The sequence below is a fragment of the Dietzia sp. NCCP-2495 genome, assembly GCF_026011735.1.
GTDB lineage: Bacteria > Actinomycetota > Actinomycetes > Mycobacteriales > Mycobacteriaceae > Dietzia.
In genome coordinates this window covers 119,141-133,501 of the sequence record NZ_BRVN01000010.1, presented here as the reverse complement: position 1 = coordinate 133,501, position 14,361 = coordinate 119,141, and the positions used below count along the sequence as shown (strand labels likewise).

The window sequence follows — 14,361 nt, the reverse complement described above, 5'->3', positions numbered from 1 at the left end:
GACGCCGCGGTCGCTGTGGTGAATGAGTCCGCTGAGGTCGCCGCCGGCGTGTGTGCGCTGCCAGATCGCCATGTTCAGCGCATCAAGGGCCAGGTCGGTGTAGAGATTCTTCGACAGCTGCCACCCGACGACCATCCGCGAGTAGACGTCGATGATGAACGCCGCGTACACCCACCCGGCATATGTGCGGACGTAAGTGATGTCGGCAACCCACAGCTGGTTCGGGCGCTCGGCGACGAACTTACGTTCCACAAGGTCAGCGGGCCGTTCGGTTTCGGCCTTCGGGCGTGTGGTCCGGGTAAGTCCCGTGGAGTGGTGGGGTTTCGGGGCCGGGGTTCTGGCTGACGAGGGCGTGGCGGTCCGCTGAAGAGGGCGGGCCATCGCGTAGTGGTCAATGAGTTACCGCCAAGTAGCTCACAGAAAAGGACACACCACGCGATGACCCATTCCCATTCTGGCGTACACGCCCAGCTCGACGCACTGCTGGCCGCGGATCCGCAGGCGATGTTCGCTGAGCTGGTGCGGGCCGGCTTGCAGGCGCTGATCGAGGCCGAAGCCGCGGCGAAGATCGGCGCCGACCGCTACGAGCGCACCGAAGGCCGCACGACCCACCGCAACGGCCACCGTGCCAAGACGGTTTCGACCCCGGTCGGAGACATCGAGGCGCAGATCCCGAAGCTGCGCTCTGGGTCGTTCTTCCCGGCGCTGCTCGAGCGCCGCCGGCGGATCGATCGGGCCCTGTACGCGGTGATCATGCAGGCCTACGTGCACGGCGTGTCCACGCGGGCGGTGGACGACCTCGTCCGTGCCCTCGGGGTCGATACCGGCATCTGGAAAGTCTGAGGTTTCCCGCATCTGCGCCGACCTAGACGCCGAAGTCGAGGAGTTCCGTACCCGGACCCTGTCCCACACACAGTTCCCGTACGTGTTCGCCGACGCCACCTTCTGCAAGGTCCGGATCGGGGCGCACGTGGTCTCCCACGCCATGGTCGTGGCCACCGGGGTCTCCATCGACGGCACCCCGCGAAGTCCTCGGCACTGCCGTCGGCGACAGTGAATCGTACGAGTTCTGGAGTGACTTCCTGCGCTCGCTCAAGGCCCGTGGCCTGACCGGGGTGCACCTGGTCATCTCGGACGCTCACGCTGGTCTGAAGGCCGCCGTGGCGCAGCAGTTCGTCGGCGCCTCCTGGCAGCGATGCCGGGTGCACTTCATGCGCAACCTGCACGGAGCGGTCGCCTCCAAGCACGCCCCGGCGGTGACCGCGGCGGTCAAGACGATCTTCGCCCACACCGACCCGGACGACGTGGCCGAGCAGTGGGACCAGGTCACCGCTACCTTCGCCGACTCGTTCCCGAAGGTCACCACGATGATGCGCGAGGCCAAGACCGACGTGCTGGCGTTCACCGCGTTCCCGCAGACGCACTGGCAGAAGATCTGGTCCAACAACCCGATCGAGCGCCTGAACAAGGAGATCAAGCGCCGCGCCGACGTCGTGGAGATCTTCCCCAACCCGGCCGCGTTTCTGCGGTTGGCGACCTCGGTGGTGATCGACCAACACGATGAGTGGCAGGTCGGTCGCCGCTATCTCTCGGAGACGTCGATGACGGAGCTGCGGCGCGTCATCGCGGCCAAGCAGCAAGCCCTCGACAGCGGTAGCGACTACACTCAGTCAGGACTCGTTGATCACCGCGCCTGACCAGACGCCGATCCGAATCCCACCACCACGCGGGACGCTATCTAGAACTGACCGAACCGTCAGACATCCTGGTCCTTGCACAGGTCGGCATCGGCGCCCTCGTCGACGGCAACGGTGGACACCTACTGGCACCGGTCATCGAGCAGGTCCGAGTACTCAAGCCCGACGTTGTAGACCCCCGCTACCTGGCCGCGATGCTCGGCGGATCCTGGAACACCCGGTTCCTTGCCCGGCGGCACCATCCAACGTGCCAAACTCACCGATCTCGAAGTCCCCCTGGCCCCCATGGAAGACCAGGAACGCCTGGACGCCGCGCTCGATGAAGTCGAAAGACTCCAGTCAGCTGCGAAGACCATCACCGGAGCGAGTGCGACCCTCGCGTCGAGCCTTAGGGACGCCGTCCGATTCAACATCAACCTCGACACCGGCGACCTGAGAGATAACGGCCAACCCGCGTGGGGCAGGTTCGACAGACACCTGCCCCACGAGGGCGAAGTGCAGGACAGGACTCCATCGGGGTCTGACCCACCGGTTACATTACTGACAAAGCTCTATTATCTAGGGCTCATCAGCCCCCGCGCTCAGCCCACTGGCGCGGTGCCAAATGCCTTCGCCCGCCGATCACTTAGGACGGTAACGCCCACCATGACCGAAGACGAAGCCATGGACTTGGCCAGGTCATACGCCGAGCCGGCGGTGCCCTTTTCATTGTCCGAGTTGGAGAACTATCTGGCCAGGGCTGCGGATATGCTCCGAGGGAGCATCGATCAGGCGGACTTCAAGGCGTACATCTTCCCGCTGATGTTCTTCAAGCGAATCTCCGATGTCTACGCCGAAGAGTTCGCTCAGGCGCTCGCGGAGTCCGGCGGCGATTTCGATTTCGCCGAGTTCGACGAGAATCATCGCTTCGTCATCCCCGACGGCCACAGCTGGGAAGCTGTCCGCGAGCGTACCGAGAACATTGGTGCGGCGCTCCAGGCGGCGTTCCGTGAGATCGAGAACGCCAACCCCGACACCCTCTACGGGGTGTTCGGCTCCGCGAGTTGGACCAACAAGGAGAAGCTGCCCGACGCCAAGATCGCAGATCTCATCGAGCACTTCTCGTCCAAGACCTTGTCGAATGCCGCGGTTTCCCCTGACGTGTTCGGCAACGCCTACGAGTATCTCATCAAGCGGTTCGCGGATCAGTCCAACAAGAAGGCCGGTGAGTATTACACCCCGCGCTCCGTGGTGGCGTTGCTGGTGAGCATCCTGGACCCGCAGGAAGGTGAGAGCATCTACGACCCGGCCTGCGGGACCGGCGGAATGCTCATCGAGGTCATCAAGCACCTCGAGGAGACCGGTGGCAACGCCAAGACCCTTCTCGGTAAGTTGTACGGGCAGGAGAAGGTGCTGACCACCTCAGCGATCGCCAAGATGAACCTGCTCTTGCACGGCATCGACGACTTCAATATCGCCAAGGGCGACACCCTCCGCGAACCGGCCTTCTTCACGGGAAGCCGACTGGCCCAGTTCGACTGCGTCGTCGCCAACCCGCCGTTCTCACTCAAGAAGTGGGGTCACGATCAGTGGGCAGGCGACAAGTGGGGGCGAAACAAGCTCGGTGGTGTCCCACCGACGGGATACGCGGACTGGGCGTGGGTGCAGCACATGATCACGTCCGCGACGCCGGATGCGGGCCGGATCGCCGTCGTCCTTCCGCAGGGCGCACTGTTCCGTCAGGGTGCGGAAGCCAAGATCCGAACCCACGTCCTGAACTCTCGGAAGGTAGAGGCAGTCATCGGTCTAGGACCGAACCTCTTTTACGGTACCGGCCTGGCAGCGTGCATCCTGGTCCTGCGCAATCAAAGGGACGAAGAACAGCGAGATCAGGTTCTGTTCATCAATGGCGAGAAGCTCTATCGGCGGGACCGGAACCATAACACCTTCGAGCCGGAACACGCAGATACGATCCTCGCCGCCTACCGCGACTACGAAGACGTGGAGAACCTCACCAAGCTCGCCACCATCGACGAGATCAAGTCCAACAACTACAACCTCAACATCCCGCTGTACGTTCAGGCCGACACGGGCCGCGATGGGGTCTCGCTGGCCGATGCCCTAGCGAATCTGGAGGCGGCGCATGAGCGGGTTGCCCAGACCCGCGCCAAACTAGAAGATCAGCTCGCCCAGTGGGGCCTGTCCCCCGACGACATCGCCAAGGAGGTTTCGCCTTGAGCACCCGCATCACCCAGCGTGAGTTGGAGACATACCTGTGGGAGGCAGCGATCATTCTGCGCGGACTCATCGACGCCGGGGATTACAAGCAGTACATCTTCCCGCTGGTGTTCCTCAAGCGGATCTCCGATGTCTATGACGAGGAGTTCGCCGAGGCCATGGCCGACTACGGTGACGAGGAGTTGGCGGCTCTACCAGAGAATCACCGATTCGTCGTTCCGGACGGCTGCCACTGGTGCGACATCCGCCAAGTCACCACGAACATCGGGACCGTCCTCCGCACCGCGATGCGCAGGATCGAGGATGCCAATCCGGATACCCTGCCGGGCGTCTTCGGGGATGGCGACTGGGGGAACAAGAACCTACTGCCGGATTCGACGCTTTCCGAGCTGATCGAGCACTTCTCCTCCCGCACTCTGTCGATCACCAACCTGCCCGAGGACGAATTGGGCAACGGGTACGAGTACCTGATCAAGAAGTTCGCCGACGATTCCGGCCACACCGCGCAGGAGTTCTACACCAACCGCACCCTGGTCCACCTAATGACCCAAATGCTGGAACCGGAATCTGGGGAATCGGTCTATGACCCAACCTGCGGCACCGGCGGGATGCTCATCTCCGCTGCCGCCGAACTCAAACGTCAGGGGAAGGAATGGCGAAACCTGCGCCTGTATGGCCAGGAGCGCAATTTCGGAACCTCCGCCATCGCACGGATGAACCTATTCCTCCACGGAATCATCGACGGTCGCATCGAGCACGGCGACACCCTGGCCGAACCTAAACTCCTCGACGCCGACGGCAAACTCCAACGTTTCAACGTGGTGCTTGCGAACCCGCCGTACTCGATCAAGGACTGGAACCGGGGAGCGTTCGCCTCCGACCCCTACGGGCGGAACATGTGGGGCACCCCACCTCAGGGCCGCGCCGACTACGCCTTCTTCCAGCACATCGCGGCCAGCCTCGATCCCCGGTCCGGGCGTGCGGCGATCCTATTCCCGCACGGTGTGCTGTTCCGCCGCGAGGAAGCCGCACTACGGAAGAAGCTTATCGAGTCAGACCTCGTCGAATGTGTACTCGGCCTGGGCGCGGGACTGTTCTACAACAGTCCAATGGAGGCTGTGGTCATCACGCTGCGTGCCAACAAGCCGGAAGATCAGACAGGCAAGATCCTGTTCATCAACGCGGTCAACGAGGTGTCACGCGAACAGGCCCAATCGTACCTCCGCGCGGCACATCAGAAACAGATCCTCGACGCCTACCAAGGCTTTGCGGACGTCGAGGGGTTCGCCACTGTGGTGGACCTCGACACGATCAAGTCCAAGGACTACAGCCTGTCGATCCCGCTGTACGTCACCGGGATCGCCACCAACAGTGCGACTGTAAGCGATTTTGAGGCCCTAAAGGTCGCCGTCGCCGTCACGAGATGGCGCGGGGCGTCCCAGTCCGCAGACGAGACGAGCAGCGGCGTTCTCGACATGCTCCGTGCCGCCGTCGAGGCCGAGATGGCAGACGAGGTGGATGCGTGATGCTCGACCTAGACAAAACCACCTGGAAGCGCGTCAAGTTCAGTGACGCCGTCAAGAACGTCAACACCAAGTCCTCCAATCCCGCGTCGGACGGAATCGACCGCGTCATCGCCATGGAACACCTCGACCCCGGTAAACTCGCAGTTCGCGGGTGGGGCACGCTGGAATCGGGCACGACCTTCACTCGCCGGGTCACACCCGGCCAGACACTTTTCGGCAAGCGCCGTGCTTACCAGCGGAAGGTTGCGTTCGCCGAGTTCGATGCGATCTGCTCAGGCGACATCCTGACCTTCGAGGCAATTCCAGGAATGATGCTCCCCGAATTCCTGCCCTTCGTCGTTCAGTCCGACCCGTTCTTCGAGAGGGCTGTCGGCACATCGGCGGGGTCGCTCTCGCCTCGGACGAACTGGCGCGACTTGGCCAAGTTCGAGTTCGACCTGCCGCGCCTTGACGAGCAGAAGCGCATCGCCGACCTACTGTGGGCGGTCGAGCGGCACCGAAACGCGCTTACAGGTAGGTCGGAAGCCGCTGCAATCTGCCGAACTTCGCTCGTTGAAAGCCGTCTTTCATCGCTTGACAGCTCCTTATCGCTCGCCCAAGTGGCGGAAATCTCCTCCGGTGTCACACTTAGCCCGAGGCGGCGGGAGCTGGAAACTACGGCACCATATTTACGCGTGGCGAACGTTCAGCGAGGTGCACTTGACCTTTCAGAGGTGAAGGAAGTTGGGGCGACCTCTTCCGAAGTAGTTTCGAAGGGAGTTCGCCAAGGCGATGTGTTGGTAGTGGAAGGCCATGCCTCTGTGGAGGAGATTGGACGCGCCGCTGTCTGGGACCGGGAGGACTCGCCGCTTTTCCAGAACCACATTTTCAGGGTCCGCGCGAGTGAGGGATTTCGACCACGCTTCATACTGGAATGGATTAATAGTGCAAGCGGTCGTGCTTATATTAGGACAGTGGCGAAGAGCACAAGCGGCCTCTACACGATCAATAGCACGGTACTCAAGTTGATGCCCGTACCCGACGCCCCACAGGCGTATCAAGATGCCTTACTTGAAGAACTTGAGAGATTTGATTACTCCGCGGCTTGCGAAGCGAAAGACCGATTCGCTACTGCGGAACTCCAATCTTCTCTTCTTGCCTCAGTCTTCGGAGACTCCTGATGTCAGTTTTTAATGAGGCCAACTCCGTCCGAGATCTGATCCGGGACGAGGTCGTCAATCTGGGCGTGGCGTTCACCGCCGGAGCTGATCTCGACCGTAAGACCGAGGACGTGTTGCTCACCGGGTCGGTGCGAGCCGCCCTGGCCCGGTTGAACCCGGACATCGCCGCCAATCCAGACAAGGCGGAGCAGGTGCTTTACCAGCTCAGCGGCATCATCAGGGAGGCACGGCAGAACCCCCATCCAATCACGCAGAACGAGGAATTCATGTCGTGGTTGTTGGAGGACAAGTCAGTGCCCCTGGGTGAGGACGCCGAGCACGTCACCATCCGGTTCTTCGACTTCGACGACCCGGCGGCGAACGAGTGGATCATCTCGACCGAGGTGACGTTCGCCCGTAAGCAGGTGAGCAAGCGGTTCGATCTCGTCATCTGGTGCAACGGCTTCCCTCTCATCGTCGGGGAGGCGAAGAATCCGACACGCCCCTCTGAGTCGTGGCTCGACGGGGCGGCTCAGATCCATGACGACTACGAGCAGACCGTCGCACCGTTCTTCGTACCAAACGTGTTCGTGTTCGCCACCGAGGGCAAGGAACTGCGCTACGGGTCGGTGGGCATGCCCATTGAGAAGTGGGGTCCCTGGCGAGACGAGACCGCCGCCGGTGACCGCCCCAAGTCTGGTATCGCGGCGGTGCAGGAGGCTGTCCGAGGTCTGCTGAACCCTGTGTCGGTGATGGATTTCCTCCGCTTCTTCACCACGTTCGCTACCGACAAGAATCATCGCAAGATCAAGATCATCGCCCGGTTCCAGCAATTCCAGGGCGCGAACGCCATCGTTGAGCGGGTCCGTGAGGGCACGGTGAAGACCGGTCTGATCTGGCACTTTCAGGGGTCGGGCAAGTCATTGCTCATGCTGTTCGCCTCGCTCAAGCTCAAGTCATTGCCCGAGGCCAAGAACCCGACGATCCTGATCATCGTCGACCGTACCGACCTGGATACCCAGATCACCGGGACGTTCAATGCCTCCGATGTGGCTGGGCTGGTGTCCACCGACTCCCGTGCGGAGCTCCAGGAGCTGTTGCGGGCGGGTGCACGCAAGATCATCGTCACGACGATCCAGAAGTTCCAGGACGTCAAGCTCGACGCCACACCGCCGGATGTGTGGGATGACAAGCACAACATCATCGCTCTGGTCGACGAGGCACACCGCACCCAGGAGGGCGACCTCGGTGCCCGGCTGCGCACGGCACTTCCGAACGCTTTCCGCTTCGGACTCACCGGTACCCCGATCAATAAGCGTGACCGGAACACTTTCGCCTTATTCGGGCATCCCGGTGACGAGGGCGGGTACCTGTCGAAGTATTCGTTCCAGGACTCGATCCGTGACGGTGCGACACTCCCGCTGCATTTCGAGGTCCGCCCCTCGTCGATGAAGATCGACCAGGACGCCATCGACACAGCGTTCGCCGAGCTGGCCGACTCAGAGGATCTGTCCGAGAAGGAGCGTGCAAACCTGTCTAAACGGGCCGCAAGTATTGAGCGGCTCATCAAGGCCCCGAACCGCATCCAGATGATCGCCGAAGACATCGCGGAGCACTTCACCACCAAGGTGGAGCCGGAGGGCTTCAAGGCACAAGTCGTCGCCTACGACAAGGAAGCGTGCGTCGCCTACAAGACCGCCCTCGACAAGATTCTCGACCCTGAGATCTCGACTATCGTGATGTCCAAGAGCCGGGACAGTAAGCCCGAGTGGGCCAAATGGGAGCCGAATCCGGACGAGCAGAAGGTGATCGTCGACCGGTTCAACGACCCGTCCGACCCACTCAAGATTCTGATCGTCACCGCGAAGCTGCTCACCGGGTTCGACGCGCCGATCCTGTACTGCCAGTACTTGGACAAGACACTTAAGGAGCACACGCTGCTCCAGGCCATCTGTCGCACGAACCGCGTGTACCCACCGCGGAAGACACACGGCCTCATCGTCGACTATCTCGGTGTCTTCGACGACACGATGAAGTCACTGGACTTCGATGAGAAGAGTGTCCGGCGGGTCATCACAAATCTCGACGAGCTCGAAGGCCAGCTCGAACCGGCCGTGCGTGACGCCCTTGGGTTCTTCCCTGGTGTAGACCGCACTATCCACGGATACGAGGGCCTCATCGCGGCGCAACAGGCCCTGGCGGACGATGAGACGAAAGACGAGTTCGCGGGCACCTACAGCGTCGTTTCACAACTATTCGAGGCCCTGAGCCCTCGTCCGGTGGTGAACCCCTACCGTGCGGACTTCGTGTGGCTCACCGATGTCTATCGCTCGGTGAAACCGCCGGACAACAGTGGCTGGCTGCGGTGGATCGCGCTCAGGCCGAAGACTCTCGAGATCATCAACTCCAACATCCAGGTCGAGATCCCGGCGAAAACCGACACGATTGTCCTCAACGCCGACACCATCGAGGAGTACCTCAGCGGACACAGAAGCGACATCGACGCCGAGGAGATCGCGAAGGCCATCACCGCCCGAATCGCAAAGCATCGGGGCAACCCGAAGTTCGTCGCGCTCGGCAAGCGGCTCAACGCCTTGCGTGAGAAGTACTCAGACCTCCAGCAGGCGAACCTCGACTTCCTGCGCGAGCTCCTCGAGCTGGCCAAGGACACCGTGGCGGCGGAGAACGAGATCGAGGAACTACCTCCCGAGGAACAGGGCAAGGCCGCTCTCACAGAACTGTTCGAGGCGGTCAAGACCGAAGAGACTCCGATCATCGTCGAAAACGTCGTCCACGAGATCGACGAAGTCGTGCGGGCTACGAGATTCACCGGATGGCAGGGCACGCACGAGGGGGAACGGGAGGTCCAGAAGGCGCTTCGGAGGACGCTCTACATCAAGTTCAAGATCCGCGACGCTGATGTCTTCGACAAGGCGTACTCATACGTACGCGAGTATTACTGAGAACCACGGACACCTAACTGCCACCCTGGTACCACGGCAGATAATCGCGACAGCCACCGCCACCGCATGGTCGCCATCGCAAGCGGACGAACCGTCTAACACACCCACACTTAGATGCGAGGAGCTCCATGAGGTTGACGACGTGCATATAGATCGAGTGAGTGTCGAACGATTCCTCGGATTCAATCGTGTGAGCATCGACCTGGACCCACACCTCCAGCTAATCGCGGGGCCGAACAATGCGGGCAAGTCCTCGTTGTTGCGCGTCCTCGAGACCTTCTTCTCGGATCCCTCGAGAGAAGAACTGCAGCGGATGAAGCCCCAGAACGACTACTACGTGAATGGGGGACCTCGGATGATGTCCAGCATCGAGGTTCGATTTGCGGGCCTAACGGACGACGAGGCCGAGTACTTCGCCGAGGCGATCACCGACAACTCGTTCTCGATTAAGATCGCCTGCTCTCGAGCCGGAAACGTTACGTATCATGCGAGTCACGGGGCGACGCGTGCACGCGAGCTCTACGACCAAGTGCTCGAGTCATTCAGCTTCGTCAACATCCCATCTGTGCGTGTGAGTGGGGTTGGCCAAGCGGGAGGCGATCAGTCCCTCGTGCGTCTCTACGAGACACTCGAAAGTGTACTCGTTCACGCGGGCAGATCGCGTCGCACGCAGATACAGCGGGAGTTCGAGGACGCGATAGCACCGGTCGAGACACTCGTCCACAAGGTTCTGGCGGAGTCGGTGGCCGCAGTTGCGACGGAACTTCCCTTCCGTGAACGCGAGTTGGGCATCAAATTGCCAAGCTCACGGCATGCCCTGCGCGGCATGCTGGAGCAAGCCGTGATCACCAGCAAAGACGAGATCGAGGTGTCAATCGGGGAGCGTGGCACTGGGTTCCAATCAGCCCTGGTCCTCGGAATCCTGAGGTACGTTGCATCGAAGAGTGGACAGTCGACAGGCAAGGTCGTATTCGTGATCGAGGAGCCCGAGGCCTTCCTTCACCCCCAGACGCAGCGAGCGATGGCTAAGATCCTGAGTGACATCTCCGCCAATGCGCAACTCATAGTGACGACACATAGTCCAGTCTTGGTGGACTCGTTTTCCGTGAGTCGGATCGTTCGACTTCCGTTTAGTCCAAAAGGGATGACTTACGCAGCAAGCCGTCGGAATTTCACAGCAGCGGATGAAGGCCGCCTGACTCGCTTCTGCGACGCAACTAACAGTGAGTTGGTTTTCGCTAACGCGGTGATCATCGTCGAAGGTTACGGCGACCAGTTGATGGTCGACTACCTTCTGGAACGGATCACGGGCGGAGCTGGTGGGCACTACGCCATGGGAATCTCCGTGATCGAGGCTTCCAGCATCGACTCCATTCCGCATCTCATAAGCCTTGCTCACCTTTTCGATGTTCGAGCCTACATCATCACCGACAAGGATGGCGTACATAAGCGCGGTGGCAAGCGGAAACTCTTTGAGATTCTCAAGTTGCGATCCGACAAGCCAACTCAAGAGCAACTTCGTGGTCTCATCGAGCTCGCCGACCAAATCGTAACCAATCTAACAAAAGCTATAAACCAGCAGGCTCAATTAAATGCCGCGCTCCAGTCGTGGGACGCGTTCGTACTGTCGTCTGACCTTGAGGGACTAGTGCTCGACAGCATCGGTCAGAAGAAACTAGCCTCCCTTCTTGGACCAGACAATCTAGGTGAAGTAGATAGATCAACGGCAGAGCGATTTGCGGACGGGAAGAACGGCTACGAGGAACTGGCGGCGAATCTCGGGTCAAAAGGATGGAACTCCGCTCGTAAGACGACGAATAAGACCAAGCCACACCTTCCGACCGAGTTGCTGCGCGCCCACCTTAGCCCTTCCCGAAGTGCGCCGCGCGCCCTCCTGCCGCTCGAAACCTGGCTCCGAGGGATCGTCGCGAACCATCAACGATCTCCCCTCTGACTGGCCGGTCTAGTGGTCCGCATTTGAAGTCTTCTTACGGTTGGCTTTCTTGAGGACTTCGTCAGCGGTTTTCGTCCAGACGAAGGGGTGGGATCGGTGGTTCCAGCCGTCGATGAAGGCGCGGATCTTCGCGTTGAGGTCCTTGACGGACGTAAAGACCCCACGGCGGATGGCCTGGCGTTCGACGATGCCGAACCACACCTCAACCAGGTTCATCCACGACGCGTGGGTGGGTGTGAAGTGGACCTTGAACCGGGGATTTTCGGCCAGCCAGGCCTTGACGTTTGCGTGCTTGTGGGCGGCGTAGTTGTCCATCACCAGGTGCAGCGGGGCTGGCTGTGAATATTCGTCTCACTGGGGGCCATCGCTATTGCCTTCGGGGGCCAGCCCTGCGTTCCGCAGAATTGGGGTGCGGACCGTACGAGCGCGGCTTCGGGTTCGCCTGCCGATGGTGTGTGGCCCGGGACCGGCCGACCAGGGCGCATGCCCGCACCACGCCCAGCAGCGCGGTCAGCAGCTGCGCCGTTTCGGCCTGCCAGGTGCGCCAGGCGGCCCGGCTCACCCCTTGTTTTTCTTCGAGAGTGCCTCCAAGAACGCGACACCTTTCCCCATGACCTCCAACGCGGCGTCACGGTCGGCGATGACCTTGTCCTTCCGGGCGGCGTCTGACTCGAGCTTGCTGATCTGCTTCTCCAGCTCAGCGATACGCGCCTGCTCCGGCGACTGGCCAGCCCGAGGCCTTCTCTTGGACACGGTGCCCAGTGTTCCCGCTTCGATCTGGGCACGCCACTGCTTGACGCTGGAATCGTAGAGACCCTCCCGGCGCAGCACCCGACCCTTCTCACCTGTCGGGGCCTGCTCGTACTCGGCGACAATGCGCCGCTTGTACTCGGCCGTGAATGTCCGCCGGGCCGGCCGCCCGGCCCGCGGGGCCCGAGCTGGATGCTCTGCCGGGGCCACCGTCGGCGTCGTCTGCGAGGCCTTCATGGCCGTGTCAGTGGTCGCAGTGATCGTCATGCTGGGTTCTCCTTCTGCTCGCGCCCCAGCCTCTCAACCAGCCAGCCCGGGTGTCTCACCTCAGTCTGGCGGATAGGGCACGAGCGACATGAGTACTCGAGCCGAGGCTTACCTGAGAGCGAAAACCGGCGCGTGCGCGCAGCCCAAGCGCATAGTGTCCGAGGCATGACTGACGACACTGGTGTCTCGGAGAGACCGAACGCCGACTGGAAACGCTTCACCGAATACCTCACAACACGGATCGTCGAACTCGAGCCCGGAGCTGTCTACACCGTCGAACTCACCGACACGGGCACCCATGGCGCACCGTTTGTCCAGATCGTGAGGTCGATCGACGGCGACCAGGTCGGCGCTGAGGTCTCGAGCAATCAGTACCTGAGTGGGTCACACAAACTCACTAGCGACCAAGAGCAGAGTTTGCTCCAAGTCGGCTGGTTCGCTCCCACCGCGCCAGCGGATCCCGATGGAAGCCCTCACTTCCATGCCGTCGTCGACATCACGTTCGCCGCCGAGATGGCCGAGGTCATCACCACAACCGTTCAGAAGGTCTTCGGGATTCATCACCCGAGTGAGCTGTTCGAGGATGCCGATCTCGATGCCGAGGAAGGAACCATCTCACCGGGCGATTCTGACGAAAGACAGATCAGCGGCGCATGGGAAGAATTCGGCGATGGGTTTGTCGGACGTGTTCTCTCACTCGACGACGACACCTACCTCTCCCTATGCATTGACAATTCACTCGGCGACGCCTCGCCGTTCATCAATGCGTTCGTGATTGACAGAAGCGAGACCGTTCTAGTCGAGGTATCGAGCAATCAAGAGTTGCCGGCCGCCTCCCGGTTGTCCGCAATCCAGATCGGCGACCTGCTCGCTCTGGGGTGGAACCCTCCGTCCGCACCTGGCGAGACACCCTCGATCCAGAACTTCTACGTGTCGGCTCCCGTAGACGCGATCGACGCGGTCGCCGTACTCGTGGTCGATACGCTCCGCCGGGTGTTCGGGATTCCCCACCCGTCGTTCCTCAAGCCCGCTCCGGTCGAGGACGAGCTCCACGCACCCCCGCCTTCCGCTGACCCCCACGAGGACGAGGAGCTTCTACCGATCGACCAGCCCTACCTCGCAGGGACGCTGGAAGAGCTGCAGTGGGCCGTCTCGCATGTGTTGCGAAATATGTACGGGATGTATGTTCCTCCAGACGACGACGGCGTCATCCCTATCCGTGCCGGGAGCGCCGGACTACTCATCCAGGTGCGCGAACCCATGGCCGTTTCCGTCACCGCTTTCGCCGTCACAAAGATGCGGCACCCCGAACGAGCCTCTGAGATCCTCAAGGATCTGAACTCATGGTCGCTGTACGTCCGCTTCCATGTCCATGACGACGACGTGATGGCCACCTGCGACTTCCCCGCCAAACCGTTCATCCCGGCGCACCTCATCGACGTGATCGTCACAGCGAGCAGAATCATCGACGAGTCCGACGAGGAGATCGCCTCCCGGACCGGCGGCACCGTCCTCTTCGGCGGAAGCACGGACGGCGACGACAACGTCGAACCTGGCGAGGACGAGTCCGGCGACGACGACCTACCCGAAGAGCTCTTGGCGCTGATCCATATGGACAACGAGCCCGACCTCGTCGTGGACCCGGAACTGGCGGCACGGCTGATGCGGCGCGACCGGTCGCTCATTCTCACGTGCATCCGATTGAGTGAGGAGCAAGCGATCAGCTGGCACCAATCCGCCGAAGGCGAGGAGGACGAGGAGACGGCACAGGTCTGCAGAGACGAATCCGCCGCATGGGAGGACATGGCGTCGCTACTCCGGCGAGCGCTACCGTTCACCATCGAGTAG

Annotated in this window: 7 protein-coding genes and 3 pseudogenes; 7 read left to right on the top strand and 3 right to left on the bottom strand. The window is 61.5% G+C overall.

From position 1 onward, the window contains the following. A pseudogene (locus tag OPF83_RS10805) lies at positions 1-297 on the bottom strand (DDE-type integrase/transposase/recombinase); the annotation flags it as partial. Between the two features lie 141 nt (positions 298-438). On the opposite strand from OPF83_RS10805, the pseudogene OPF83_RS10800 reads away from it, so the two are divergent. The 6 genes and pseudogenes from OPF83_RS10800 (at position 439) to OPF83_RS10775 (ending at position 11,496) form a co-directional block, all read left to right on the top strand. After that, a pseudogene (locus tag OPF83_RS10800) lies at positions 439-1,697 on the top strand (IS256 family transposase). Between the two features lie 225 nt (positions 1,698-1,922). After that, a complete protein-coding gene (locus OPF83_RS10795) occupies positions 1,923-3,914 on the top strand; it encodes an N-6 DNA methylase (RefSeq protein WP_264887475.1) in 1,992 nt (663 codons plus the stop codon). Beyond that, the gene (locus OPF83_RS10790) at positions 3,911-5,440 is read left to right on the top strand and encodes a class I SAM-dependent DNA methyltransferase (protein WP_264887474.1); all 1,530 of its coding nucleotides are present in this window, start codon (positions 3,911-3,913) and stop codon (positions 5,438-5,440) included. The genes OPF83_RS10795 and OPF83_RS10790 overlap by 4 nt, the downstream gene beginning before the upstream one ends. Beyond that, positions 5,440-6,600, top strand: a complete 1,161-nt coding sequence (locus OPF83_RS10785; RefSeq protein WP_264887473.1) for a restriction endonuclease subunit S — start codon at positions 5,440-5,442, stop codon at positions 6,598-6,600. Before OPF83_RS10790 ends, OPF83_RS10785 begins: the two co-directional genes overlap by 1 nt. Continuing rightward, positions 6,600-9,542, top strand: coding sequence for a type I restriction endonuclease subunit R (locus tag OPF83_RS10780; RefSeq protein ID WP_264887472.1), 2,943 nt, complete (start codon positions 6,600-6,602; stop codon positions 9,540-9,542). Before OPF83_RS10785 ends, OPF83_RS10780 begins: the two co-directional genes overlap by 1 nt. Then, complete coding sequence (locus tag OPF83_RS10775) at positions 9,499-11,496, top strand: ATP-dependent endonuclease (protein ID WP_264887471.1); 1,998 nt, start codon at positions 9,499-9,501, stop codon at positions 11,494-11,496. The genes OPF83_RS10780 and OPF83_RS10775 overlap by 44 nt, the downstream gene beginning before the upstream one ends. A 9-nt stretch (positions 11,497-11,505) precedes the next feature. On the opposite strand, the pseudogene OPF83_RS10770 reads toward OPF83_RS10775, so the two are convergent. Both OPF83_RS10770 and OPF83_RS10765 read right to left on the bottom strand, forming a co-directional pair. Next, positions 11,506-11,832: pseudogene (locus tag OPF83_RS10770) on the bottom strand (transposase); the annotation flags it as partial. 222 nt (positions 11,833-12,054) lie between these two features. Further along, complete coding sequence (locus OPF83_RS10765; protein ID WP_264887470.1) at positions 12,055-12,513, bottom strand: transposase; 459 nt, start codon at positions 12,511-12,513, stop codon at positions 12,055-12,057. Between the two features lie 165 nt (positions 12,514-12,678). Here OPF83_RS10765 and OPF83_RS10760 point away from each other — a divergent pair, with 165 nt between their 5' ends. Further along, the gene (locus OPF83_RS10760; RefSeq protein WP_264887469.1) at positions 12,679-14,361 is read left to right on the top strand and encodes a hypothetical protein; all 1,683 of its coding nucleotides are present in this window, start codon (positions 12,679-12,681) and stop codon (positions 14,359-14,361) included.